Here is a 24,329-nt window from a genome sequence, read left to right on the forward strand (position 1 = left end):
ATTTTCTGCCCTCCGGTTTCGCCGGTAGCCGGGTCATTTCTGGAGAAATAGCGCTTCAAAACGCGATGACGAGGTCTTTCGCCCTTACATCTTCACAATCAGATGGTCTCAAGGGGGAATGATTTGGGTAGCACATGCGGCCCATTTGACTTCCATTGTCAAACTATGCACTTTTCGGCGCCAGCCAGAGCTACCCGAAGAAGCCTACCGAAAGGACGCGGATCCACCTGCCATGATGACGGAGAAGATGATGATCCGCTCGTTCGGCAACGAGCCGCCGCTTCTCGCCGATGGCAGACGAGCACCCGACCGCCGCGAGGTTTCATTGCGCTGGCTTTCGGGTACGTTCCTCACCGGCATTACCTCAAGCGTGCTGATGGGGGTGGCACTCTTTGCCGCGCTCGACGGTCGCCAGCAACTGGCGATCCCCGCCGAGGCCTACGCCAATATCAATGCCGAGGCGCATGCCGATACCGATGTGACGCGTGGCAGCCGCCTGATTGCGCCTGCGATTGCCGCCAAGCCGTCCGACCGCAAGATCATGGAGGTCTCGACCGTCGTCCACGAGGGCGACAAGGAAGTCGTCCGCCGCCAGCCCTTCGCGCGCGTAAAGATGACGCTGGCTGCCAACCACGTGGCGACTGAAGACTATCCGAGCTTCAATCCGCTGACGATCTTCTCGGCAGACGAACCCGACGCACAGCCGACCGTTCGCACCGGGCAGATCTACGGTTCGGACGTGGAGTCTGAGGTCAGTCTGAAAACGGTAGCCTACCCCGCGGCAAAGTCCGATCTCCAGGTCGCACCCGGTATGACCCTCGACGAGATCGAGGAGAACGTGCGCTCCAACGGCTCAGTCCTTACCGACGGCGCGGCCCAGGTCGCAGCACTCTACTACGTGGACCCGCGCCGCTTCTCCAACGATGACAACGACGTCGACCTGACGGCCGGCCTGACTGCCCGTGTCCTCGAGCAGAACATGACGGTCTCCGCACCGGAATCGATCACGCCGCAGACGGAAGAGTTTGCCGACGACATCATCCCGGTGCGCCAGGACACGTCGATCATCAAGGCGATGACCGACTCGGGCTATCCGGAGCCGCAGGCCAAGGGCCTGTCTGCCTATCTGTCGCCTATGATCGGATCGGACGACCTCTCAAAGGGCGATGTGCTGCGGATCGGCATCCTGCAAAGAGGTGAACAAGCCAAGATCATCCGCGCCAGCGTCTATCGTGGCACCCGCCATCTTATCACCGTGGCGCTCGACGACCACGACCGGTTCGTCGCCGGACGCGAGCCGCCGCAGATCGACGCGGTCACGACCGCCTTCGACGACAACTCAACATCGGTCCCGTCCAACCAGAACCTGCCACGTGTCTATGACGGCATCTATCGTGCGGCGCTCTCTTACGGCATGACCAAGGACATGACCGCGCTGGTCATCAAGCTGCTGGCGAGCAGCGTCGACTTCCAGGCGGAACTGCGCCCGACCGATACTCTGGAGGCTTTCTTTTCCGTCGCCGACTCCAGCGGACAGGCAACGGCTGATTCCGAGCTTCTCTATGTGAACGCGCGCTTCGGCGACACTCAGACGCGGTTCTACCGCTTCCAGGATCCGGAAGACGGTTCGATCGACTACTTCGATCAGGACGGCAAGAGCATTCGGCAATTCCTGCTGCGCAATCCCGTTCCGAACGGCATCTTCAAGTCAGGCTTCGGTATGCGCCGACACCCGATCCTGGGCTTTGCCCGCATGCACACGGGCGTCGACTGGGCGGCTCCGCGCGGTACAGCGATCATTGCGGTCGGCAACGGCACCGTCGAGAAAGCCGGCTGGGATTCCGGCGGCTACGGCAACCAGACCATCGTCCGCCACGCCAATGGCTACGAATCCTCCTACAATCATCAGAGCGCCATCGCCAAGGGTATCGTTCCTGGCGCCAAGGTGCGCCAGGGCCAGGTGATCGGCTGGGTCGGCACGACGGGCGAATCCACCGGCCCGCATCTGCACTACGAGATGATCGTCAACGGCACCAAGGTCGATCCGCTCCGAGTCCGCTTGCCAGGCGGCAAGTCGTTGAAGGGCGGGGCGCTGGCAAAGTTCGAGGACGAGCGGCAGCGCATCGATGCCCTCCTCGGCAACCAGCCACCGCCGCAGGTCGCGAGCAAATAGTATCCGACAAAAATGGCGGCCGAGGCCGCCATTTCTTTCTGACTATCGAACCACTTTAAGCTGCTTCGTCGACCGCGGTATTCCGCGTGCGGAACAACAGCCGGTCAGTACCGCTGGTGATCTTCACCGTCGATCCGTCCGGCACCTGGCCGGAGAGGATCTGTTCGGCCAGCGGATCCTGCACATACTTCTGGATCACGCGCTTCAACGGCCGTGCACCATAGACCGGATCATAGCCCCTGTTGGCGAGCCAATTCCGGGCATCGTCGTCTAGCTCAAGCGTGATCTTGCGTTCGGCAAGCAACGCCACCAGACGCTTCAGCTGGATATCGACGATCGCCCCCATTTCCTCGCGCTTGAGGCGATGGAACAGAATGATCTCATCGATACGGTTCAGGAACTCCGGCCGGAAGTGACCGCGCACGACCTCCATCACCTGCTCGCGAACCGCCTCGCTGTCGTCCCCTTCCTTGAGCTGGGTCAGGTACTCGGCGCCGAGGTTCGACGTCATGATGATCATCGTGTTGCGGAAGTCGACCGTCCGGCCCTGGCCATCCGTCAGGCGGCCATCGTCCAGAACCTGCAGCAGGATGTTGAAGACATCAGGGTGCGCCTTCTCGATCTCGTCGAACAGAACGACCTGGTACGGCCGGCGGCGCACCGCCTCTGTCAGCGCACCACCTTCGTCATAGCCGACATAGCCGGGAGGGGCACCGATCAGCCGGGCCACGGAGTGCTTCTCCATGTACTCAGACATGTCCATGCGCACCATTGCCGTCTCGTCGTCGAAGAGGAAGCGGGCAAGCGCCTTGGTGAGCTCCGTCTTGCCGACACCGGTCGGGCCGAGGAAGATGAACGAGCCGATCGGCCGGCTCGGATCCTGGAGGCCGGCACGCGCGCGGCGGACGGCGCGCGACACAGCCTGAACCGCATCACCCTGGCCGATCACCGATTTCGCCAGCTCGTCTTCCATCCGAAGCAGCTTGTCGCGTTCGCCTTCCAGCATCTTGTCGACCGGAATGCCGGTCCAGCGAGAGACGACATGCGCGATGTTGTCGGGAGTAACGACCTCCTGCACCATGGCGCTGCGATCGCTATCCTGCTGTTCGGCCTCCGTCAGCTTCTTTTCGAGGTCCGGAATGACGCCGTAGGTCAGCTCGCCGGCGCGCTGGAACTCGCCCTTGCGCTGCGCGATTGCGAGTTCGTTGCGTGCTTCGTCCAACTGCTTCTTCAGGTCCGCGGCAAGGCCAAGCTTCTGCTTTTCCGCCTGCCAGCGGGCCGTCAGGGCATCGGCCTCTTCCTCGAGACCCGTCAGCTCGGTTTCGAGCCGCACCAGTCGGTCGGCGGACGCCGCGTCGGTCTCCTTTTTCAGCGCCTCGCGCTCGATCTTCAGCTGCATGATGCGGCGATCGAGTTCGTCCAGCTCCTCGGGCTTAGAATCCACCTGCATGCGCAGCCGCGCAGCGGCCTCGTCCATCAGGTCGATCGCCTTGTCGGGCAGGAATCGGTCTGTGATGTAGCGGTTGGAAAGCGTCGCAGCCGCAACCAAAGCCGAATCCGAGATACGGACCTTGTGATGCTGCTCGTATTTTTCCTTGAGGCCACGCAGGATCGAGATCGTGTCCTCGACCGTCGGCTCCTCGACCATGACGGGCTGGAAGCGGCGGGCAAGGGCCGGATCCTTTTCGACATGCTTGCGGTACTCGTCGAGCGTCGTCGCGCCGACGCAGTGGAGCTCACCGCGCGCAAGCGCGGGCTTCAGGAGATTGGAGGCGTCCATCGCCCCATCCGCCTTGCCGGCGCCGACCAGCGTGTGCATTTCATCGATGAACAGGATGATCTCGCCGTTCTCGGCCTGCACCTCGTTGAGCACCGCCTTCAGCCGCTCTTCGAACTCGCCGCGATATTTCGCACCGGCGATCAGCGCGCCCATGTCGAGCGCCATCAGCTTCTTGTCCTTGAGCGATTCCGGCACGTCGCCGTTGACGATGCGCAGCGCCAGGCCTTCGACGATGGCGGTCTTGCCGACGCCAGGCTCGCCGATCAGCACCGGGTTGTTCTTGGTGCGGCGCGACAGGACCTGGATTGTGCGGCGGATTTCGTCGTCGCGGCCAATGACCGGATCGAGCTTGCCTTCGCGGGCTTCGCTGGTCAGATCCCGGGCGTACTTCTTCAGCGAGTCGAAGCCTTGTTCGGCATTCGAGCTGTCGGCCGTGCGACCCTTGCGGATTTCGTTGATGATCTGATTGAGCGCAAGCGCGGTCACCCCGGCATTCTTCAGCGTCGTGGACGTCGAAGCCGAAGACTCGATTGCCAACGCCTGCAGCAGCCGCTCGACAGTGACGAAGCTGTCGCCGGCCTTCTTGGCCGCCTCTTCGGCGGTCGAAAGAACCTTAGCAAGCGGCTGAGCAAGATAGATCTGCCCGTTGCCACCAGACACTTTCGGCAGCTTGGCAAGCGCGGCATCGTTGGCAAGACGCGCAGCCTTGGCGTCGCCGCCGGCGCGTTCGATCAGCGAAGCGGCCATGCCCTGGTCGTCGTCGAGCAGTACCTTCAGAACATGTTCGGGCGTGAACTGCTGGTGACCCTGCGCGAGCGCATAAGTCTGGGCGGATTGAATGAAACCGCGCACCCGCTCGGAGTATTTTTCGATATTCATACTATACCTCCATGAATCGCCCTGCCCTCACGAGGCACAGGCCGATGACTGAGATTGAGCTCCCTCAATGGCAAGCTCATTGTCCGCCGCAGTTTGGGATTTGCGGCTGAACTTGGGCTGGATATGGTGGACAATTTCAAAAGTTTAAAGGGGCCATCAGGCGAAAAAGACTCCGGTCCTTGACCGGGAGACCCGCCGAGAAAGGCGTCGCATCGCAACGCTTGTGCCGTAAGGCATTTGCGGCTGCGGGGCAGCCGTTCCAGTTCGTTCAATTGGTTCAGGGCCAGAAACAGAAAAGGCCGCTCCGAAGAGCGACCTTTTTATCCGTTGGCTCGGATCGCTGAGACGATCCGATTATTCCGAAGCGGCATCCGCCAGAACAGGGGCGTCGCCGGAATCTGCGCCTTCGCCCTCGGCCGGAGCCTCGCCTTCCGCAGCGCGGCGCGGACGACGTGGACGGCTGCCGGCAGTGCGACGACGCGGCTGACGCTCGCGCGGCTGGCCTGCGGCGCTTTCCTCGTCCATCGAAACCTCTGCCGGGATACCTTCGATCTCAGGCTGCGGACCGCTGCCGTCGATGGCTTCGGGCTGCGGCGCTGCCGATGCAGCCGGAGCCGGCTGCTGTTCCTGACGCCGCGGCTGGCGGGGCTGGTCTTCGTTGCGGCGCGACTGCTCGTCGTTTCGGCGCTGCGGCTGCTCCTCCGAGCGGCGCTGCTGATGCTCATACTGCTGGCGCGGCGGCTGGACGATGACGACATCGTCGTTGTCTACGCCTTCGACGTCGTCGCCTTCGCGCTCGGCGCCTTCGCTGAACTCGTTGCGGTCGTCACGCTGGAAGCGCTCCTGCATCTGCGCCTGTGCGGCGGCAATAATGCGGTTGTAGTGTTCGGCGTGCTGCAGATAGTTTTCGGCGATGACACGGTCGCCGGAGCTCTGTGCGTCGCGACCGAGCTGTGCATACTTTTCAGCGATATGCTGCGCGGTACCACGGATCTTAACGTCGGGGCCGGAGCTGTCGTAGGTGCGCGTCAGCGGATTGCCGCCTTTGCGGTTGAAGTTGTTGTTGTTTCCACCACCGCCGCCGCCGCCGTTGTTATTGCCACGCCCGCGACCGCGCTTGTTCTGCTGTCCTGGCCTCATAGATCGTTCACCTGAATTCTTTGTTTGTTGTGGTTTGTTGTGGAGTGGTGGCACCAACCGCCGTGGCCGGTTCACCGGCTCAGAGCCCTCGTGCCGCAAGCATACTGCGCCTTCGCGCCAACCTGCCGCTTGTTCTCAAGTCAGTTTGACTGATTCACGCATTGGGTCGTGTTCAACCTTTGAAACTCTCGTTTAAAAGAGCCGACCCCCGAGGCCGAGCTAGTATCGAACGACTCACCGTTCTGTCCTATCTCTCCAACGCGTGGGGTCAACCTATATTGCTTCCCGTGGGAATCCAAGCCTTTTCTTCGCAATGGCACCAATGTCCTGTCTAGTGCTTTACGTTGCCGCGCATCACTTGAGCGCGAACACAAGCGCCCGGTCGTTCTGGCCGTAATCTTTCACGGATTCCAGCAGCTTGAAGCCCTCAGCCTCGAAAACGTCTATCACGTCGTTTCGCTGATCATAGCCGATCTCAAGTCCCACAACGCCGTCGGGCCGTATGAACCTAGCCGCATCTTTGGCGATGGTTCTGTAGGCGTCAAGCCCATCCGCGCCGCCATCCAGTGCGGCAGGTGGATCAAATTTCGTCACTTCGGGAGCAAGAGTGTGAACGACCTTAGAAGCAATATAGGGCGGATTTGAGACAATCGCATGAAACGCGCCATGGATGTTTTCAAACCAACTGGATTGAATAGCTTCAAAGCGATCCTGCAATCCATTTCTTTCCGCGTTTGATTGTGCCGTCCTCAACGCATCGGCCGATATATCGCTCCCGACGCCTGACGCTTCCGGACATTCGCTCAACAGCGCTAGGCATATCGCCCCGGTTCCGGTTCCTAGATCGAGGATATGGATATGGCCCTCGGCATTTGCAAGATCGCGCAGATAGGGAAGCATCGTATCCACGAGAATTTCCGTATCGGGCCTGGGCTCGAGGGTTTCCGCAGACAACGACAGCGGCAGGCCATAAAACTCGCGTTCGCCAAGAATGCGGTGAACCGGCTCGTGCGCCAGCCGGCGTTCCATTGCTTTCTCGATGCTTGCCACCTGCTCCGTGCCGATGGTCTCGGCGCCCCGCGTGACGATAGCAGTCGTCGAGAGACCAAGTAGCCCTGCGACCAGCACGCGGGCATCCGCGGCAGCGCTCTCTATGCCGGCTTCGGTGAACCGACGGCGGGCCTTGGCCAGCATGTGGGAAACCGTAGGCCCGGCCTGTTTCCCGCTCTTGCTCATTGCTGCTCGCCGAGTTGCGCCAGCTGGCTCGCCTGATGATCGGCCATCAGCGCGTCTACCACTTCGTCGATCTCGCCGACCATCATCCGGTCGAGCTTGTAGAGCGTCAGGTTGATGCGATGGTCTGTCACGCGCCCTTGCGGGAAGTTATAGGTGCGGATGCGTTCGGAGCGGTCGCCGGAGCCGACCTGGTTCTTGCGGTCGGCGGAACGCTCGCTGTCGGCGCGTTGACGCTCGGCGTCATAGAGCCGTGAGCGCAGAACCTGCATCGCCTTGGCGCGGTTCTGGTGCTGCGACTTCTCGGAACTGGTGACGACAATGCCTGTCGGCAGGTGGGTGATGCGCACGGCGGAGTCGGTGGTGTTGACGTGCTGACCACCGGCGCCGGAGGAGCGCATCGTATCGATGCGGATGTCTTCCGGCCGGACCTCGATGTCGATCTCTTCCGCCTCTGGCAAAACCGCGACCGTCGCGGCCGAGGTGTGAATGCGGCCGCCTGCTTCCGTTTCCGGAACGCGCTGGACGCGGTGGACGCCGGATTCGAATTTCAGCTTGGCGAACACGCCCTTGCCGGTAATCGTCGCGATGATTTCCTTGAAGCCGCCCGCTTCGCCTTCACTCGACGACAGCACTTCCACCTTCCAGCCGTGAGCGGCGGCATAGCGTTCATACATCCGGAACAGGTCGCCAGCAAACAGCGCAGCTTCCGAACCACCGGTGCCGGCGCGGATTTCCAAAATGGCGCTCTTCTCGTCGGCTGCGTCCTTAGGCAGCAACAGGATCTGGATTTCCTGCTCCAGCGCCTCCAGCCGCTCCTTCACGTCAGGCAGCTCCAGCTCGGCCAGATCGCGCATTTCACGGTCCACCGACTTGTCGTTCAGCAGTGTCTCGAGGTCTGCAAGCTCCGCAATTGCCTTCTCGTAGGCGCGGATCTTCGTGACGACAGGCTGCAGCTCGGAATATTCGGAGGCAAGCTTGACGTAGACATCGGCCGCCGGGCCGGCCGACATGCGCGCTTCGATCTCGCCAAAACGGCGTTCCAGCTCGCGCATCTTTTCAACGGGAAGCTTCGCCACCCTTCACTCCGATTCTGCTTGTCTTGACCTAAAGAGGAATATTGTGAGCTTCGGCGAAGTGGGCAAGCACATCGCGCATCGAAGTCGGCGACTTGGTATCGTCGAGCGCCTCATTCATCACCTTTGCCAACGCCTCGGCATCAAGGCCGAGCAACATCGCCTTGACCGGACCGATCGACGCCGGCGACATCGATACCGAACGGAAGCCGATGCCGAGCAGCGCCATCGCCGAGATCGGCTTGCCGGCAAGCTCGCCGCATAGCGTCACCGGTGTGTTGTTGCGTTCGCCCGCCCGCACGATGTCGCGCAGGATCCTGAGGAACGGCTTGCCAAGCGGATCGAAGCGGTCGGAAACCCGCGCATTGCCGCGATCGACCGCCATCGAAAACTGGAAGAGGTCGTTCGACCCGACCGACACGAAATCGACCGCCGACATCAGCTCGTCGAGCTGCCAGAGCAGCGCCGGCACCTCCAGCATCGCGCCGAACTGCAGCTTGCGCGGCAGGCCATGGCCGAAGCGGGAGAGGTGTTGAACTTCCTTCTGCAGGAGGTCGCGCACCGCGGTGATCTCGGAAACCTCGGTCACCATCGGCACCATCAGCTTCAGCTCAATGCCTGCCGCCGCCTTCAGCATGGCACGCAACTGCGTTCGCAACAGACCCGGACGATCGAGCGACAGGCGAATCGCCCGCCAGCCGAGAGCTGGATTTTCTTCCTCATGACCACGGAAATAGGGAACGACCTTGTCGCCGCCGATATCAAGCGTGCGGAAGGTCACGACCCGCCCGGCCGCCTGCTTCAGCACGTTGCGATAGAACAGTTCCTGCTCTTCCGCCTTCGGCATCGTGGAGGCGATCATGAACTGCAGCTCGGTGCGGAACAGGCCGATGCCTTCGGCGCCCGAATCCGAAAGCTGCGGCAAATCGACCAGCAGCCCGGCATTCATCATCAACGACACACGCTGCCCGTCCTTGGTGCGCGGCTCGACGGAGCGCAGCGCCCGGAACTGCTCCTGCCGACGGGCGCGGAACCGTACCTTTTCTTCGTAGGAACGCTGATGTTCAGGCATGGGGCGAAGATGCACATGCCCGCCATCGCCATCGATGATCACGGCATCACCGTTTTCGGCAAGCGCCACGACGCCCGCGGCCTGGCCGATCACGGGAATGCCCATGGCACGCGCGACGATCACCACATGGCTCGTCACCGCACCTTCTTCCAGAACGAGGCCGCGCACATTGGCACGCGGATAGTCGAGCAATTCGGCCGCCCCCATCGCACGCGCCAGGATGATGGCGTCACTCGGGAAGCCATCCCCCGCAGTGCGACCGGTATAGCCGGTCAGCTGCCGGAGCAGCCGGTTCGCCAGATCCTCGAAATCGTGCATCCGCTCCCGCAGATAGGGATCGGTCATGCGAATCATGCGCGCCTTTGTGTCGCTTTGCACCTTCTCTACCGCGGCTTCCGCCGTCAGTCCGTTACGGATCGCTTCCTCAAGCTTGCGCACCCAGCCCTGGTCATAGGCGAACATGCGGTAGGTTTCCAAAACCTCGCGGTGCTCGCCCTCCATCGAAACGTCGCGCTGCGACAGAAGGTCGTCAATCGAGATGCGGAGCGACCCGAGCGCCTCGCTGAGACGACGGATTTCCTTCTCGGAATCCTCGTTCAGCAGGTTGGTGACGACGATACGCGGCTCGTGCAGCACGACGTACCCCAAGCCGATACCTTCATTATAGGTGTCGCCGTCGATGGTCACCGAACGCGTCAGGTCGAGTTCGAGGCCCGGCTTGGTGATCTTCTTGAGCTCGCCGGTAGCAATCATCTCGGCGAGCACCATCGCGGTCGTTTCGAGCGCTTCGAGCTCTTCTTCGCGATAGGTGCGGCTTGCCTTGTTCTGCACGACCAAAACGCCGAGCGAACGGCCGGTGCGCAGGATCGGCACGCCGAGGAAGGAATGATAGATCTCTTCGCCGGTTTCCGGCAGGTAGCGGAAGGCTGGATGCGATTGCGCGTCGGAGAGATTGAGCGGCTGCGCGGATGCGGCGATCGTGCCGACCAGACCCTGCCCCATCTTGAGCTGGGAGAGGTGGACCGCTTCCTTGTTCAGACCTTCGGTTGCATAGAGCTCGAGGACGCCGTCGGCGCGCAACACGTAGACGGAGCAGACCTCCGCCACCATGTTGCCTGCAATCTGGCGAACGATCCGATCGAGACGCTCCTGCGGCTCCAGCGGCTCCGCCATCAATTCGCGTAGCCGCTTGAGCAGCACGCGCGGACCGCCGGAAAGGTCTCTCATTGCGTCTCAAGCTCCAAAACAAACATCAAAGTCTCACAGCCAACAGCCGCGTGACTTCTCAACTTGAACGCGCGGCAAGCCTGTTCAGAATCAGTTCTTATCCAGACCGTAGCAGGAATGCAAAGTCCTGACAGCGAGTTCCGCATATGGACCGTCGATCAGGATCGAAATTTTGATCTCCGACGTCGTGATCGCCTTGATATTGATGCCCTTGTCGGCCAGCGCCTTGAACGCGGTGGCGGCAACGCCCGCATGGCTGCGCATACCGATGCCGATAACGGACACTTTCACCAGACCCGATTCGTTCTGAACGACATCGTAGCCGATCTTTTCCTTGTTCTCGCCAAGAACCTTGATTGCCTTGTCGACGTCGCCGGAAGGAACCGTGAAGGTCATGTCGGTCTTCGAGCCGTCTTCGGAGATGTTCTGGACGATCATGTCGACGTTGATGTGGCTTTCGGCCAGTGGCCCGAAGATCGCCGCGGAAACGCCGGGCCGGTCGGCAAGACGGCGAAGCGAGATCTGAGCCTCATCCTTGGCATAGGCGATGCCGGTGACTACTTCCTGTTCCACGATTTCCTCCTCGTCACAAATCAGCGTTCCGGGCGGATTCAAGAAATCACCCATGCCCGGAGCATCGGGATCTTCGAAAGAGGAGCGCACGAAGGTACGGACCTTGTGCACCATAGCGAGTTCGACAGAGCGAACCTGCAGAACCTTGGCGCCGAGCGAGGCCATTTCGAGCATTTCCTCGAAGGCGATCTTCTTCAGGCGGCGCGCCTGCGGCACGATGCGCGGATCGGTCGTGTAGACGCCGTCGACATCGGTGTAGATGTCGCAGCGATCGGCTTTGACCGCAGCGGCGATCGCGACCGCGGACGTATCCGAGCCACCGCGGCCGAGCGTCGCGATGCGATTGTCGGGTCCGAGCCCCTGAAAGCCGGAGATGACGGCAACCTGACCTTCGCCCATGCGCTTGATGATGTCGGAGCCATCGATCTCGAGAATGCGGGCGGCGCCATGGGCGTTGTCGGTGCGGATCGGAATCTGCCAGCCCTGCCAGGAGCGGGCGTTGATATCCATCGCCTGCAGAGTGATTGCGAGCAACCCAGATGTCACCTGCTCGCCGGATGCGACGACCGCATCATATTCGCGCGCATCGTAAAACGGCGAATTGGCGCCAACGACCTTCGGGGCGCCCTGCACCCAGCCGACCAGCTCGTTCGTCTTGCCGGACATGGCGGATACGACGACCGCCACTTCATGGCCGGCATCGACTTCACGTTTTACATGGCGGGCAACGTTCTTGATGCGGTCCAGATCAGCGACGGACGTTCCGCCGAATTTCATTACGATGCGTACCATATGCCTCTACCACGACCTAGCGCCGAGAGAGACCAAAGCCAGACCCGGCATCACGAGCCCTGTAGGGAACCGCATGGCTGAAGAGCCAGGAATTGGGAGTCCTGGAACCCTTCTAAAGCCTTGCGCCCCAAGGGCCCAAGTTGCCGCGTCTCTTAGCGAGTTTGTGGGGGGGTGGCAAGGTGCGGAAAAGAGAATGAGGGCGTGACGGAGCGGAAGGCAGATAGGCGTCCTTGAAGTGAATGGGCTCGACGCTAATTGCAGCCCATCGGCCTGGACTCAAGTAAGGGGGAGCCTATGGAGCGATATGTCTTGAACGAAATGAACGCTGACCGCCGACGGAGTTTGGTGCACCTCGAAGGCCTGATGGTAACCTTGAAACCCCTTGCCAATGCGAACGAGAACACGAAGCTCTGCGTGGCGATGACGAGGGTGCAGGCTCTTTTGCGGGACACTTTCGACGAGGTGGCCGAAGCAGCCAATCCGGTTGCCGATGAAATTGTCGAGGAAGCCGTCCAAATCGTTGCAGAGATCGAATTCAGGCTGACGATGGGCCTGCGTTCTGGGACCGTTCATTAGCCGGCCTGGTGCGTGCGTATTTTAAAGGGGATCAAGCTTGTCGCAGCCCGTTCTGTTCACGCCGTTTCGCGTCCGCAATCTTGAGCTTGCAAATCGGATCGTGATTGCACCGATGTGCCAGTACTCCGCCGAGAATGGTTGCATGACCGATTGGCACATGATCCATCTCGGCCAACTGGCTTTGTCGGGCGCAGCCCTTCTGACCATTGAGGCCACGGCTGTCGTTCCCGAGGGGCGGATCACTTTTGCGGATGTCGGGCTGTACGACGATGCCACCGAAGTGGCAATGGCCCGCACTCTCGAAGCCATCCGCCGCTGGTCCGATATGCCGATTGCCGTGCAGCTTGCTCATGCAGGCCGCAAGGCATCCACGGAGGTTCCGTGGCGCGGCGGCGCCCAGTTTCCGCCCGATCACTTGCATGGCTGGCAGACCGAAGCACCCTCTAGGATTGCTTTCAGTTCAAACCATGTGCCGCCAACGGCGCTGGATCGGGAGGGGTTAAAACGCGTGCGGGACGGATTCGCTACCGCTGCGGTTCGCGCTGCGAGGATCGGCATCGATGCCGTTCAACTTCATGGCGCGCACGGCTACCTGCTGCATCAGTTCCTATCGCCACTTTCCAATCAGCGTTCGGACGAATACGGCGGCTCGCTCGAAAACCGAATGCGGTTTCCACTTGAGGTCTTCGATGCTGTCCGAGTGGCCTTGCCGTCCGACAGAACCGTCACGATGCGGGTCTCCGCAACAGACTGGGTCGAGGGCGGTCTGGACGTCGACCAGGTCATCACCTTTGTCCAGATGCTTGAAGCGAGGGGATGTGACGCAATCCACGTATCGAGCGGCGGGCTGCATCCGGCCCAACAGATCCCGGTCGGGCCAAGCTACCAGGTGCCGCTTGCCCGCGCGATCAAGTCGGCAGTGAACATGCCCGTTGTTGCCGTTGGCCTGATCACGGAGCCGACACAAGCCGAGGCAATTGTCGCTACCGGAGATGCCGACCTGATCGCCATCGCGCGCGCGGCGCTCTACGATCCCCGTTGGCCCTGGCGTGCTGCAGCCGCGCTCGGCGGCCAGGTGAAGGCCGCCAGTCAGTATCTCCGCTGCCAGCCGTCGCAGTTCAAATCGCTATTCGTAACCTAACGGCGCGCAGCAGCATTTAGCAACCTGAACAAGATGCCCCAAAACATTGGGGCACGGCTCTATGCGGGCGAGCCCCATGCCGGAGCTCCAACGGCCCGAAAGGTGCAGTTGCATCGCGCCACAGAAACAGGCAGCCTAACTGCGCCGAGAAGACGCCGGGCATGATCCACCGACCTGCGTCCATCGCTTCCGACGCAAGGGCTCCGATTGCATATGACGCGTGCGCAGCAAATCGGCGTAATCATTGGCCTCGCCATTGTCGCGGCCTTCACGGTACTGCGGGCAAGCGATCCGCCGCTCCTGCGGCAGATCCGTGACATCACATTCGACGAGTATCAGCGCATTTCCCCGCGCGCCTTCGAGCCGACGCCGGTCCGCATCATCGACATCGACGAGGCCTCACTCGAGGAATTCGGTCAGTGGCCCTGGCCGCGCGACCGGCTTGCGCTTCTCGTGCAGCGGCTATCGGATCTGGGAGCAGCCGCGATCGCTTTCGATGTGCTGTTTGCGGAGCCCGACCGTCTCTCGCCGCGCACCGTCATGCGCGATGTCGCCGGCGTCGACCCGATATTGCTGAGCCGGCTGCCTGATAATGACGAGCTTTTCGCCGAAGCGATCGCCGGACGCCCCGTGGTGCTCGGTTTTGGCCTGACAACCGAGGGCAACTACCGACCGCCGGTCAAGGCGGGCTTTGCCTTTACCGGCGAAAGCCCAGTCAACGCCCCTCCCCGCATCGACGCGGCAACACCGATACGCCCGCAATTGCAGATCAATGCCACAGGTCTCGGCCATATCAGCCTCAATCCCGGCAATCCCTCTGCTGTCGTTCGCAAGGTCCCGCTCTTTCTGACGGATGGCCAGCAGCTTTATCCGAATCTGGCGATTGAGGCTCTGCGCGTTGCCCAAGGTGCTTCAACCTATGTGCTGGCGGCCGCCCCCGAAGCACCCGACACGCTGACATCGGTCAAGATCGGCGAGTTCGTCGTGCCGGTGACGGCAAGCGGCGAGTTGTGGCTGTATACTAGTCCTGATGTTGCAGAGCGCTATATCTCCGCCGGCAAGATCCTAGCCCCGCAAGGCGTCGACCCGCAGGTCGCTGCTGCCATCGAAGGAAGCATCGTCTTTGTCGGGACGTCCTCGGCTGGTCTGCAGGATATTCGGACGACGGCTCTCGGCCAGAACGTCCCTGGTGTTTCCATGCATGCCCAGACCGTTGAACAGATCCTGACCGGTCATTTTCTCTCCCGGCCCGACTGGGCGGATGGAATGGAAATCCTTGCGATTGCCGTGCTGGGCACGATCCTGGTTATGCTGACCACCTTCGTCAGCCCGGCCGTAGCGCTCGCCTGTGGCCTCTGCATTACGGCGCTTGCGCTTGCGGCCTCATGGTTGGCGTTTTCCGCCTGGGGCCTGCTTTTGGATCCGCTGGCACCGATCATCGCCGGCTCGATCATCCATTTCGCCGCCACGTCGTTTCGCATCCTCGTCATCGACCGCGAACGGCGCGAAGTCCGCCGGGCCTTCGGGCAGTATCTTTCACCCTCGCTGCTCTACCGGATCGAGCACACCCGCAATGCGCTGCGCCTCGGGGGCGACGACCGCGAGCTGACGGTAATGTTCGTCGACGTGCGTGGTTTCACCGAACTCAGCGAACGGCTGCAGCCAGCCGAGGTCGTCCGCTTCTTGAACACGCTGCTCGATGCGCTGAGCCGCCACGTGACTGCCAATGAAGGTACGCTCGACAAGTTTATCGGCGACTCGATCATGGCCTTCTGGAACGCCCCGGTGGATGTGACAAATCACCCTGCCAAGGCGGTCCGCGCTGCCCTTGCCATGCGTGAGACGCTCGCTTCACTCAACGCATCCGATGCCTTCGGCTTCGGCCAGGATTATCAGGTCGGCATCGGCATCGGCATTCACACAGGCCTTGCCTGCGTCGGCAACATGGGCGCCGAGACGCGCTTCAACTATTCCGCCGTCGGCGATGCCGTCAACGTCGCGGCACGCATCGAATCCGCCTGCAAGGAGGTTGGCTTCGACATTCTCGTCTCGGAGAGCACGGCCGGCGAGCTGCCGCATTTCGCGCTCCTCGACGCCGGCCTGCTCGGACTGAAGGGCAAGAGTAGTAGGGCGCGGCTCTACGCAGTCGTCGGAGGTGAACAGGTTCGCGGTTCCAGCGCCTTTGCAGAAATACAGCGGATCCACACCGAGCTTGTCGCCGCGCTCCGCACTCATTCGGCCGAAAGCCGGAAGATGCTCAACATCGCCAAGCTCAAGGCTGCGGAACTAACGGCGATCCTGCCCCAATTCTACAGCCGCCTCGGGCGCCGAGCCGATCATTTCCGCGACAATCCCGGCAATGACGATGACACTATTCGTACGCGTTTGCCGCGCGAAACCAAGCTTCACCTTGAGCCGTAGTTATCGCTCCGGTGACCATGACGTCCGTCGTGATCGCGGTCGTCATTGTCTCCGTCATGCCCGCGGTGATCTCGGTCATGGTGGTCTCGACCATGGTGATCCCAGTCGTGATGGTGATGATCAGGCTTGTCCGGTTTATCGGGCTTGTCCGGCTTGTCGGGCCGATCCGGCGTGTCCTGCGCTTGTTGCGGCGCCTGCTGTGGTGCCTGGGGCGCTTGCTGGGGCGCCTGAGGCGCCGGCCGCTCCTGCCGTTGTTGTGGCTGCGGTCGATCCTGGCGGTCCTGGCGCAGTGATGCCAGCCCGCAACTGGTGCGAATGCCGCCGAGCGCGCCGGAGAGCTGCTGATCCCCGGAAAGGAACGGCAATGCTCGTGGATTGCTAAGTGTCTGCAGCGTACGGCGGTCGACCCGGCTGGGATCGGTCATTCTGCCGCCACGGGTTGCGATCACGCAGTCGCACTGCTGCCGCAACTGCCTGCAGCCGCCGGGCCCGCAGAAGCTCGCCGCACCGTTGAGCAACACGATGGCCGTCGTGCCATTGGGCCCGACGTAGAAATCGAAGGCCGTGCCGCGTACGCCGATTGTCCCGGCCGGGGTTACGATCGAATAGGCCGACGACGCCGAATTGCCGCTGATCCACCGGAACGTGCCTTTCGCCGCCTTGATCGAGAGCCGCTTTACGGAAGCGGAATCGTCATAGACGAACTTGTCGATCACAACCGTCGATCCAGCGCCGACAGCAAGCTTCGTTCCGTCTTTGAATATGAACTGTCCGAGACCCGACGATGACGTGCGGATACGCTCGTCTTTGTGGACGGGCGATCGCACCACCAGCGGGCCGGTCTGACCGGACACTTCCGTTCGGATCAAAGTCGCTTGTCCGACCGGCTCGGCAGAAAAGGCCTGCATTGGACTAAACAAAGCAAAGATGACGCCTGCAGCGACGGCACCACACAAGCGAGACATGATCGACCCCCAACAAACTATCAGTATATTAGCATATTGTTAACTTTAGCGTCTCCTCATCTTCTTGGTGTAGGCAGCACCGCTTTTCGCTTCGTCTGGGAGTTGCTTGCGACGTCACGTCCGCGGTCAGCCCTTGACTTCCTCACAGCTTCGTCCGACTTCACTCAGAACCGATGCGAGGAACGGAAATATGAGCGAAGCGGCAAAAACCACGATCGACCAGCAAGAGGTGGACCGCTTCTCGGCGATGGCGGCGGAATGGTGGAGCCCCACCGGCAAGTTCAAGCCGCTGCACAAATTCAATCCCGTGCGGCTTGCCTATATCCGCGACAAGGCAGCCGAAAACTTTGGCCTGGATGTGCGCAGCGCAAGGCCGCTGGAAGGTCTTCGCGTGCTTGATATCGGCTGTGGCGGCGGTCTGCTGTCGGAGCCGGTTGCACGCATGGGTGCCAGCGTCGTTGGTGCGGATCCATCGGAGAAGAATATCGGAATCGCCTCGACGCATGCGAAGGCCTCCGGTGTCCCCGTCGATTACCGTGCGATGACGGCAGAGCAGCTCGCCGAGGCCGGCGAGAGCTTCGACATCGTTCTAAACATGGAGGTCGTCGAGCACGTCGCCGACGTCGATTTCTTCCTGGGCACCTGTGCCAGGATGGTGCGTCCTGGCGGGTTGATGTTCGTCGCAACGATCAACCGGACCATGAAAGCCGCCGCACTCGCCATCTTTGCCGCGGAGAATATCCTGCGGTGGCTGCCGCGCGGCACTCATCAGTATGACAAGCTCGTCCGCCCCGAAGAGATCGAAAAGCCCGTTACGGAAAACGGCCTCTCGATTGTCGATCGCACAGGCGTGTTCTTCAATCCGCTGTCAAACCAGTGGAATCTGTCGAAGGACATGGACGTGAACTACATGATGCTGGCGAAACGCACCGGCTAATCGCATTCGCGGGGGATCAGGCGCCCCCTCGACGCGGCTGCCGCGAACCGCAGCACTCCTTGAAAGGCTTGCCCGAGCCGCAAGGACACAGGTCGCGACTGCGCCGTTGCAAGCGACCGATCAAAGGCACCTTCACCGCCGATGGCAGCGCCGATGCCACGAAGGCCACCAGCTTCGCCGAAAAGCCCGGCACGACCAGGCGACGGCCGGATTTGAAGCCGCGCCAGGAACGCTCGGCAACATAGTCCGAGCTGAGCTTTGGCAGGATCTTGAACAGTGCAGCCCGGCCGGCACCTGACCGCTCGAGGAATTCTGTCGACACCGGCCCGGGCGCGACGCAGGTAACCGTCACGCCGGTCGATCTGACTTCCTGATGAAGGGCCTCCGAAAAGGAGCGGACGAACGCCTTGCTGGCATAGTACAGCGCCATGTTCGGACCGGGCGTGAAACCGGCAATGGAGCCGAGATTGAGAACGCCGCCCCGTCCGCGTGCCACCATTCCTGGTAGGAAATGCAACGTCATATCCGTCAGGGCGCGGATGTTGAGGTCGACCATGCCGAGCTGGTCGGCAATCGGAAGCGTTGTCGCCGGACCGCGCAAACCATAGCCGGCGCTGTTGACCAGAACGTCGCAGGCCAAGCCGTTGGCCGCAAGGAAGTCCTGCAGTCGCGTCGAGGCGTCGCTTGCAAGAAGGTCGAGCGACAGGGTGAATGCTTGGCCACCGGCCGTTTTCACATCGTTGGCAGCAGCAGCCAATCCGTCCAATGATCGCGCAACGAGGACGAGGGTCGCACCTTCTCGGGCGGCCACCTTGGCAATTGCCCGGCCAATGCCGCGCGACGCCCCGACCACGACGACGGCGAGGCGCAATGTTTCACGCTGTTCGTCGGTCATGATGCCGTCCCCGACATCGCCTCGCCCGGGACCGCATCACTTGAAGCCATGCCTCGGACTTCATCGGCGATCGCCCCGTTCAGGATACTCTCGAAGCGAACCAGGGCGCGTGCTACATTGGCGCCATCCATCACCCGATGGTCATAGTGGATGCGGACGGTGACAGTTCCGTCTTCGGAAATCGAGCCATAATTGAAAATAGTGGTCAGCGGCGTCATCGGGTTCAACGATTCTGCTCCCAGGCCCGAATACACCGACAGCTGGAATGTGCCGAAGCGCCGCCCCCGCTGCCGTCCGAGGTTCAGCCCGAGCCACATCAGGAGCCAGCGGATCGGACCGGGCGCGCGCGCAAATTTCAGTGCCCTGCGGAACTGCTTGATCTCGTGAATCGGCTTTGATCTGGCTGCAAGAAACAATTCCTCGATCTCGGCAATCGGCCGATGCTCCGGATCCTTGATCGTGCTCAGAAGAACGATCCGCTCGCCCTCATGCTCGCGCTCATGGGCAACGGAGGCGATACTGAGCGGATACTCGTAGAGCTGCGGCCGTGGTAATTTGACATAGGCGCGCCGCAGTTCCGGCACGTCCTGACTGAGGAGCGCATAACCCTTCAGGAACAACACGGTCCAGGACGTCTTGCTCTGTTGCGCCATCCTCGCTTGTTGCAGCGGCGCAAGATTCATCTGCCGCTGCACCGTGACGCGCGGCACGCCGATCGAGAACCTCATGAGGTCTCCGACAAGACGTCGTGATGGCGAAAGCTTGATGGCGCGTCCCCGCATCATGCGTCCTCTAGTAGATGTAGGGGATAATTCGCTTCGTCCGGTCCATGTAGGCGCGATACTCAGGGCCGAAAATCTCCAGCATCATGCGCTCCTCCTTGTCCACCCGCAAAAAGAAGAGAATTGCGAAGCCGATCACGCCAGCCAGCCCCACCACCCAGTTTGCCAGCAGAAACGCCTGGCCGAGTGCCATGAGCAGAAAGGACGTATACATGGGGTGGCGGACGAGTGCGTAGGGTCCGTGGGAAATCAGCTCGTGCTTCTCGCGAATCTGCAAGGTGATCGACCAGTTGCGGCCGAGCGCCTTGTGCGTCCTGCGGAAGACCCACATGGCCGCGCAAAACAATATTGCGCCGAGGATCACCGCCCACGAATGCGCCGTATAGTCGGCAGCCTCGGGCATCCCCGTCGCGACATAAAAGCCGGGAACAAAGGCAAGTCCCAGGAGCGCGACGGAAAGACCTGCTGCTTCTACTCCCGAGCGACGGTCGCTGACGACCCTTGTTCGCCTCGCGCGACGCTCCGAAGGATAGCGAATTGCGTACCAGGCAATGATGCCAAGCACCCACACAATTTTACCAATGAGAGCAACGCTCAATTCAGATCACCGGAGCCCTTCGTCGATCATGCAAAAGCGATGGACCCGACGGGCTCGCTGTGCACTCACGTATTCATCTCTCGAAGCTTTGTAATGAACTCTTGCGGACGAAGCCAGATGCTGGGTGTCTTGTATCCCATGGAACGTGCAATCTCGCCGACGAAATTGTTGCAATTGTCGACCGTGGCCTGCCACAACGTCGATTTTGCCTGTAGCTGGCGAATGAAGGCGACAGTCTTATTGTACTCGGCCTGGGTGAGCAGGATGCGCCAGCTTGCCGAACGATAGGCTTCCTCGAGGTCTCCGTCTGTCGCCCCGGTTGACGCAGGAACGGGAATGAAGTGCCCGAGAACGTAGGGCGCGGCGTCAGGAGAAGCGGGCGCAAGCCCGGCGACCTGCGGATTGATCATCCCGCCGGCTTTGTTCAGGCGCCCGAAAACCGCATAGGTATGGCCATAGGTCAGCGCATAGCGTGAACGGAATTCGATGAAATACTGGCCTTCGCGCTGGGAGGCTTTACTGACTTGTGCGCCATTGGCGTCCGAGATGAACCTCGGCTGCGGTGGCTTGTCGTCCGATTGGCAGGAAGTGAGCGCGAGAGCAAAGAGAACTAGAAGGGATAGATGGCCTTTTGCAAGCGTCATAACTACGCTTCATCTCCGAGATCGAATGAGCACAGACACTCACGCAAAGATGCCAGCCTAGAGTTGCGCATCTGCCCGTAGGCCGCCTGGCTCCGACAACGATTTGGGGGAGGGGCCACACAAGTCCCTCCCCCTTCCTCAAAGGTCAGATGTTATTTGGTGATTGGGGCGGCCTCTACTGGCGGCGGGGCCTTGCCCTTGCCTTTACCGACTGATCCGCAAGCGCTAAGGCTCGAAACGGAAAACAACGCAACAAGGCACATGATTAGGATTCTGCTCATCAAGTAGTCCTCTCCGTTAGCATGGAATAGGTTATCGAAGGCAACGATTCTACTAATAGCGGTAAAATAGCCACAAGCCAAGTGCAGAAAGGGCACACTGCGCCGCCGCGTCACGCAAGCGCCGCGCAATGCTAACAGAGGGTGGCAATATCGATACAAAATGTAAGTATCATATGACCAAAACGCCGGTCCCCACGGGCGCGCGGCCATAGAGGTGAACGATGTCTTCATTGGTCATGCGGATGCAACCATTCGACACCGCCTGCCCGATCAGCCACGGTTCGTTTGTTCCATGGATACGGAAATAGGTATCTTGCCCGCCGCGGTAGAGATAAAGCGCCGCTGCACCGAGAGGATTGTTTTCGCCTCCGGGAACACCGCCCGCGTACTGCGCCAGACGCGGCTTGCGCTCGATCATGCTCGCTGTCGGCGTCCACGACGGCCACTCGGCTTTCCGGCCAATCACGGCGCCTCCCTTCAGCGTGAGACCTTCCTCGCCGACAGCAACACCATAGCGTGTCGCCCGGCCATCACCCTCGATGAAATAGAGATAGCGCTCGTACGTGTTGACGACGAGGCTGCCTGCCGGCTCGCTGCCTGAGTATTCAACCTCGCGCCGCCGGTAGCGGGAACTGACACGCGTCGAAGAAAAGGGGTTCCCTATCGGCCAACTCGCTGTGGTGCATCCAGAGGCCATCAAAGCGACACAGCCCAAGACAAGGCCACGGCGCGAAATATGGTCGTTATCCATTGTTACCTGCTTAAGAATTGCTGAGCCCTATTTCCTTCCTTTAGCATTCCGTTGTTTTCAGGCCAAGCCTCAACCCCACAGAGAATCCAAAGCCTCCACAAACAGCATATGCGGGGCGTTGATTGGCAGGCCGACCCGACCTTTCCGTACAGAAACCATCCTATCGTTGTATAAGTCCTTGATAACGGCATCGCTTTGGAAGGCGCCTCTTGCGGGAACAAGCGCCGCAAAGCTAGGTTGGAACGGTTTCGCGCGCTGGCGCCAGCGCGCATCACAGGAATTTCGAGGAGGCTGCAGCTGCTCACGTTTGCAGTTGTCTTGTCGCAGGGGGAGCGATAGCAAGAAACGATGAATCTTGGTTTCGAAGGAAAAGTAGCGATTGTCACCGGCGCCGGTTCGGGCATTGGCGCGGCCATCTCCCGCCGATTGGCTGAGGAGGGTGCGCAGGTTGTCGTCGCAGATATCAATGCCGACGCAGCCGAGCGGGTTTCCGATGAAATTCGCGCGCAGGGAGGCGTATCGCACCATTTTGCCGTCGACGTTACCGATGCGGCGGCGGTGGAGAAGCTGATTGGAACGGTCGTTGAGACGTGCGGTGGTCTGCATCTCGCCGTCAACAATGCCGGCGTCGATGGCGTGCGCAAGGCAACCGGGGACTACCCGCTTGACAACTGGCACAAGCTGCTGGACGTCAACCTCAATAGTGTTTTCTACTGCATGAAATACGAGATCGGGGCGATGCTGGCTGGTGGCGGCGGTGCGATCGTCAACATGTCCTCCGTTCTCGGCGTCGTCGCCTTGCCGATTGCATGCGCCTATACGGCGGCCAAGCACGGCGTCGTGGGACTGACAAAAACGGCCGCAATCGAATATGCGCGCTTCGGCATCCGCATCAATGCGGTTGGGCCTGGCTGGATCGAAACGCCGCTTTCGTCAGAGCATCGCGATATTGCAAGCAGCCGACGCATGGAGGCGCTGCAGCCGATGGGTAGGCGCGGCACGCCGGAGGAAGTGGCGGCACTCGCCTGCTTTCTATTGTCCGAGCAGGCGAGCTTCATCACCGGCAGCTACCATCTCGTCGATGGAGCCTACAGCGCGCATTAGCTTAATTCACATCGTCGGGCAAAACAGGTAGGGCAGCAATCTCGATGCCCTCGTCCAGAAGCGCCTGTGCCTCATCCGCTGTGGTCTGCCCGATGATCCCGCGGGCGTCGCTCTCGCCGTAGTGGATCTTGCGCGCTTCCTCGGGAAACCGCGTTCCGACATCCTCGGAATTGGCCTTGATCGCCGCGACGGCCCCTTTCAGCTTCTGGAACGCCTCCCGACGCATCGTATCCATCGCGAGCGTCTGCATCTCATCCTTCCTGCGCCCGGTTGAAACGGAAGGCGCCATCAGAAGCTTGGAGATGGACGCGGAATTGCAGACGGGACAAACTAAAAAGCCTGATGCGACCTGGCGATCGAAGTCGGCACTTTCAGAAAACCAGCCTTCGAATTCGTGGGCATTTTCACAACGCAGCGAATAACGGATCAAGCGGCCACGCCTCCTGCGACTGCCCCTGCAACCCTCTCGATGGAGAAATCACGACCGTTTTTCAGGTTCGGAATCTTGTCATGGGCGGCCTTGACGGCCGCGGGATCAATCTCGGCGAGGATGACGGCCTCGTCAGTCGGGCCGGCCGAAGCCAGCACACGGCCCCACGGATCGATGATCATAGAATGGCCGAACGTCTCGCGCCCGTCCTCGTGACGGCCGGCCTGGGCAGCGGCGATCACAAAAACGCCGTTCTCGATTGCGCGCGCCCGCAGCAGGATTTCCCAATGTGCTTCGCCGGTCTGCTTCGTGAAGGCAGCCGGCACTGTCATCACTTCGGCCCCTGCCACAGCTTGGGCGCGGAAAAGTGCAGGGAAGCGAACATCATAGCAGATGGCAAAGCCCATTTCAGCAAAGGGAAGCGACAATATGCGCGCCTCTGATCCTGGACGGTAAGCCGCGCTTTCACGCCAGCTCTCGCCATTGTCGAGATCGACATCGAACATGTGAATCTTGTCGTAGCGATTGAGGATCGTGCCGTCGGGACCGAAGAGATAGCCACGATTGGCGAGCTTATCGTCATCCAGCGCGATTGCGGTCGACCCCACGTGCATGAAGATACCCAGCTCCCGCGCCAGCTCCGAACCAGTACGAACGATGACATCCTTGGTCTCATCGCGCAGCAGCGCCTTGGCGGCCGCCCGATCGCGCTGCAGCATGCCGGTCATTTCGGGAGTCTGGACATAGATCGCGCCCTTTCCCGCAGCCTCGCGAACCAGGCGTGCCATCGCGGCCGCGTTCCTCTCGGGATCGACGCCGGAACACATCTGGATGGCGGCAGCTCTAAACGTCATCGCTC

The 24,329-nt window shown here is 61.1% G+C and carries 21 protein-coding genes; 6 read left to right on the forward strand and 15 right to left on the reverse strand.

The genetic code is table 11. From position 1 onward, the window contains the following. Positions 1-232 precede the first annotated feature (232 nt). Entirely contained in the window at positions 233-2,173 is a 1,941-nt protein-coding gene (locus ACSQ9D_RS16585; RefSeq protein ID WP_436283103.1) for a M23 family metallopeptidase, read from the forward strand. Between the two features lie 55 nt (positions 2,174-2,228). On the opposite strand, the gene clpB is transcribed toward ACSQ9D_RS16585, so the two are convergent. The 6 genes from clpB to ACSQ9D_RS16615 form a co-directional block, all read right to left on the reverse strand. Then, positions 2,229-4,832: an ATP-dependent chaperone ClpB gene (gene clpB / locus ACSQ9D_RS16590; RefSeq protein ID WP_436283104.1), complete on the reverse strand. Its 2,604-nt coding sequence runs from the start codon at positions 4,830-4,832 to the stop codon at positions 2,229-2,231. A gap of 354 nt (positions 4,833-5,186) precedes the next feature. Next, positions 5,187-5,972 (reverse strand): DUF4167 domain-containing protein, encoded by a 786-nt coding sequence (locus tag ACSQ9D_RS16595; RefSeq protein WP_436283105.1) that lies wholly within the window; start codon positions 5,970-5,972, stop codon positions 5,187-5,189. A gap of 354 nt (positions 5,973-6,326) precedes the next feature. Further along, positions 6,327-7,208 carry a peptide chain release factor N(5)-glutamine methyltransferase gene (prmC, locus tag ACSQ9D_RS16600; protein WP_436283106.1) on the reverse strand — a complete coding sequence of 294 codons (882 nt, stop codon included), beginning with the start codon at positions 7,206-7,208 and terminating at the stop codon, positions 6,327-6,329. After that, positions 7,205-8,284 (reverse strand): peptide chain release factor 1, encoded by a 1,080-nt coding sequence (prfA, locus tag ACSQ9D_RS16605; protein WP_436283107.1) that lies wholly within the window; start codon positions 8,282-8,284, stop codon positions 7,205-7,207. Before prfA ends, prmC begins: the two co-directional genes overlap by 4 nt. Positions 8,285-8,312: 28 nt before the next feature. After that, positions 8,313-10,580, reverse strand: a complete 2,268-nt coding sequence (gene ptsP, locus ACSQ9D_RS16610) for a phosphoenolpyruvate--protein phosphotransferase (protein ID WP_436283108.1) — start codon at positions 10,578-10,580, stop codon at positions 8,313-8,315. 90 nt (positions 10,581-10,670) lie between these two features. Beyond that, entirely contained in the window at positions 10,671-11,945 is a 1,275-nt protein-coding gene (locus ACSQ9D_RS16615) for an aspartate kinase (protein WP_436283109.1), read from the reverse strand. Positions 11,946-12,308: 363 nt separating this feature from the next. Between ACSQ9D_RS16615 and ACSQ9D_RS16620 the strand changes: the two genes are divergently transcribed. The 3 genes from ACSQ9D_RS16620 to ACSQ9D_RS16630 all read left to right on the forward strand — a co-directional run bounded on the left by ACSQ9D_RS16620 (position 12,309) and on the right by ACSQ9D_RS16630 (position 16,083). Then, the gene (locus tag ACSQ9D_RS16620; RefSeq protein ID WP_156140021.1) at positions 12,309-12,521 is read left to right on the forward strand and encodes a hypothetical protein; all 213 of its coding nucleotides are present in this window, start codon (positions 12,309-12,311) and stop codon (positions 12,519-12,521) included. A 37-nt stretch (positions 12,522-12,558) separates the two neighbouring features. Further along, positions 12,559-13,662, forward strand: a complete 1,104-nt coding sequence (locus tag ACSQ9D_RS16625; protein ID WP_436283110.1) for an NADH:flavin oxidoreductase/NADH oxidase — start codon at positions 12,559-12,561, stop codon at positions 13,660-13,662. A gap of 213 nt (positions 13,663-13,875) precedes the next feature. Then, a complete protein-coding gene (locus ACSQ9D_RS16630) occupies positions 13,876-16,083 on the forward strand; it encodes a CHASE2 domain-containing protein (protein ID WP_436283111.1) in 2,208 nt (735 codons plus the stop codon). Here the strand turns inward: ACSQ9D_RS16630 and ACSQ9D_RS16635 are convergent. Next, entirely contained in the window at positions 16,068-17,048 is a 981-nt protein-coding gene (locus ACSQ9D_RS16635) for a FecR family protein (protein ID WP_436283112.1), read from the reverse strand. The genes ACSQ9D_RS16630 and ACSQ9D_RS16635 overlap by 16 nt on opposite strands. 190 nt (positions 17,049-17,238) lie before the next feature. Between ACSQ9D_RS16635 and ubiG the strand changes: the two genes are divergently transcribed. Beyond that, positions 17,239-17,985, forward strand: a complete 747-nt coding sequence (gene ubiG, locus ACSQ9D_RS16640; RefSeq protein WP_436283113.1) for a bifunctional 2-polyprenyl-6-hydroxyphenol methylase/3-demethylubiquinol 3-O-methyltransferase UbiG — start codon at positions 17,239-17,241, stop codon at positions 17,983-17,985. 16 nt (positions 17,986-18,001) lie between these two features. Here the strand turns inward: ubiG and ACSQ9D_RS16645 are convergent, their stop codons facing one another. The 6 genes from ACSQ9D_RS16645 to ACSQ9D_RS16670 form a co-directional block, all read right to left on the reverse strand. Further along, complete coding sequence (locus ACSQ9D_RS16645) at positions 18,002-18,880, reverse strand: SDR family NAD(P)-dependent oxidoreductase (protein ID WP_436283114.1); 879 nt, start codon at positions 18,878-18,880, stop codon at positions 18,002-18,004. Then, the gene (locus tag ACSQ9D_RS16650; protein ID WP_436283855.1) at positions 18,877-19,662 is read right to left on the reverse strand and encodes a hypothetical protein; all 786 of its coding nucleotides are present in this window, start codon (positions 19,660-19,662) and stop codon (positions 18,877-18,879) included. Before ACSQ9D_RS16650 ends, ACSQ9D_RS16645 begins: the two co-directional genes overlap by 4 nt. A gap of 10 nt (positions 19,663-19,672) precedes the next feature. After that, the gene (locus ACSQ9D_RS16655; protein WP_037122158.1) at positions 19,673-20,260 is read right to left on the reverse strand and encodes a protein-S-isoprenylcysteine O-methyltransferase; all 588 of its coding nucleotides are present in this window, start codon (positions 20,258-20,260) and stop codon (positions 19,673-19,675) included. Between the two features lie 65 nt (positions 20,261-20,325). Continuing rightward, positions 20,326-20,904 (reverse strand): hypothetical protein, encoded by a 579-nt coding sequence (locus ACSQ9D_RS16660; protein WP_436283115.1) that lies wholly within the window; start codon positions 20,902-20,904, stop codon positions 20,326-20,328. A 152-nt stretch (positions 20,905-21,056) separates the two neighbouring features. Next, entirely contained in the window at positions 21,057-21,185 is a 129-nt protein-coding gene (locus ACSQ9D_RS16665) for an ABC transporter (RefSeq protein ID WP_436283116.1), read from the reverse strand. 169 nt (positions 21,186-21,354) lie between these two features. Further along, complete coding sequence (locus tag ACSQ9D_RS16670) at positions 21,355-21,936, reverse strand: L,D-transpeptidase (RefSeq protein WP_436283117.1); 582 nt, start codon at positions 21,934-21,936, stop codon at positions 21,355-21,357. A 348-nt stretch (positions 21,937-22,284) separates the two neighbouring features. Between ACSQ9D_RS16670 and ACSQ9D_RS16675 the strand changes: the two genes are divergently transcribed. Then, on the forward strand, positions 22,285-23,040 hold the full coding sequence (locus tag ACSQ9D_RS16675) for an SDR family NAD(P)-dependent oxidoreductase (protein ID WP_436283118.1): 756 nt from the start codon (positions 22,285-22,287) through the stop codon (positions 23,038-23,040). A gap of 1 nt (position 23,041) precedes the next feature. Here the strand turns inward: ACSQ9D_RS16675 and ACSQ9D_RS16680 are convergent, their stop codons facing one another. Both ACSQ9D_RS16680 and ACSQ9D_RS16685 read right to left on the reverse strand, forming a co-directional pair. Further along, on the reverse strand, positions 23,042-23,470 hold the full coding sequence (locus ACSQ9D_RS16680; RefSeq protein WP_037122163.1) for a DUF1178 family protein: 429 nt from the start codon (positions 23,468-23,470) through the stop codon (positions 23,042-23,044). Then, positions 23,467-24,324, reverse strand: coding sequence for a carbon-nitrogen hydrolase family protein (locus ACSQ9D_RS16685; protein ID WP_436283119.1), 858 nt, complete (start codon positions 24,322-24,324; stop codon positions 23,467-23,469). Before ACSQ9D_RS16685 ends, ACSQ9D_RS16680 begins: the two co-directional genes overlap by 4 nt. Positions 24,325-24,329: the final 5 nt, after the last annotated feature.

The organism is Rhizobium sp. LjRoot258, assembly GCF_964254185.1.
Lineage (GTDB): Bacteria > Pseudomonadota > Alphaproteobacteria > Rhizobiales > Rhizobiaceae > Rhizobium.

Coding starts and splice junctions, on each gene's coding strand:
- ACSQ9D_RS16585 (WP_436283103.1), top strand. CDS start 233: ATGATGACGGAGAAGATGATGATCCGCTCGTTCGGCAACGAGCCGCCG.
- clpB (WP_436283104.1), bottom strand. CDS start 4,832: ATGAATATCGAAAAATACTCCGAGCGGGTGCGCGGTTTCATTCAATCC.
- ACSQ9D_RS16595 (WP_436283105.1), bottom strand. CDS start 5,972: ATGAGGCCAGGACAGCAGAACAAGCGCGGTCGCGGGCGTGGCAATAAC.
- prmC (WP_436283106.1), bottom strand. CDS start 7,208: ATGAGCAAGAGCGGGAAACAGGCCGGGCCTACGGTTTCCCACATGCTG.
- ptsP (WP_436283108.1), bottom strand. CDS start 10,580: ATGAGAGACCTTTCCGGCGGTCCGCGCGTGCTGCTCAAGCGGCTACGC.
- ACSQ9D_RS16615 (WP_436283109.1), bottom strand. CDS start 11,945: ATGGTACGCATCGTAATGAAATTCGGCGGAACGTCCGTCGCTGATCTG.
- ACSQ9D_RS16620 (WP_156140021.1), top strand. CDS start 12,309: ATGGTAACCTTGAAACCCCTTGCCAATGCGAACGAGAACACGAAGCTC.
- ACSQ9D_RS16630 (WP_436283111.1), top strand. CDS start 13,876: ATGACGCGTGCGCAGCAAATCGGCGTAATCATTGGCCTCGCCATTGTC.
- ACSQ9D_RS16635 (WP_436283112.1), bottom strand. CDS start 17,048: ATGTCTCGCTTGTGTGGTGCCGTCGCTGCAGGCGTCATCTTTGCTTTG.
- ubiG (WP_436283113.1), top strand. CDS start 17,239: ATGAGCGAAGCGGCAAAAACCACGATCGACCAGCAAGAGGTGGACCGC.
- ACSQ9D_RS16645 (WP_436283114.1), bottom strand. CDS start 18,880: ATGACCGACGAACAGCGTGAAACATTGCGCCTCGCCGTCGTCGTGGTC.
- ACSQ9D_RS16650 (WP_436283855.1), bottom strand. CDS start 19,662: ATGCGGGGACGCGCCATCAAGCTTTCGCCATCACGACGTCTTGTCGGA.
- ACSQ9D_RS16660 (WP_436283115.1), bottom strand. CDS start 20,904: ATGACGCTTGCAAAAGGCCATCTATCCCTTCTAGTTCTCTTTGCTCTC.
- ACSQ9D_RS16665 (WP_436283116.1), bottom strand. CDS start 21,185: ATGAGCAGAATCCTAATCATGTGCCTTGTTGCGTTGTTTTCCGTTTCG.
- ACSQ9D_RS16670 (WP_436283117.1), bottom strand. CDS start 21,936: ATGGATAACGACCATATTTCGCGCCGTGGCCTTGTCTTGGGCTGTGTC.
- ACSQ9D_RS16675 (WP_436283118.1), top strand. CDS start 22,285: ATGAATCTTGGTTTCGAAGGAAAAGTAGCGATTGTCACCGGCGCCGGT.
- ACSQ9D_RS16685 (WP_436283119.1), bottom strand. CDS start 24,324: ATGACGTTTAGAGCTGCCGCCATCCAGATGTGTTCCGGCGTCGATCCC.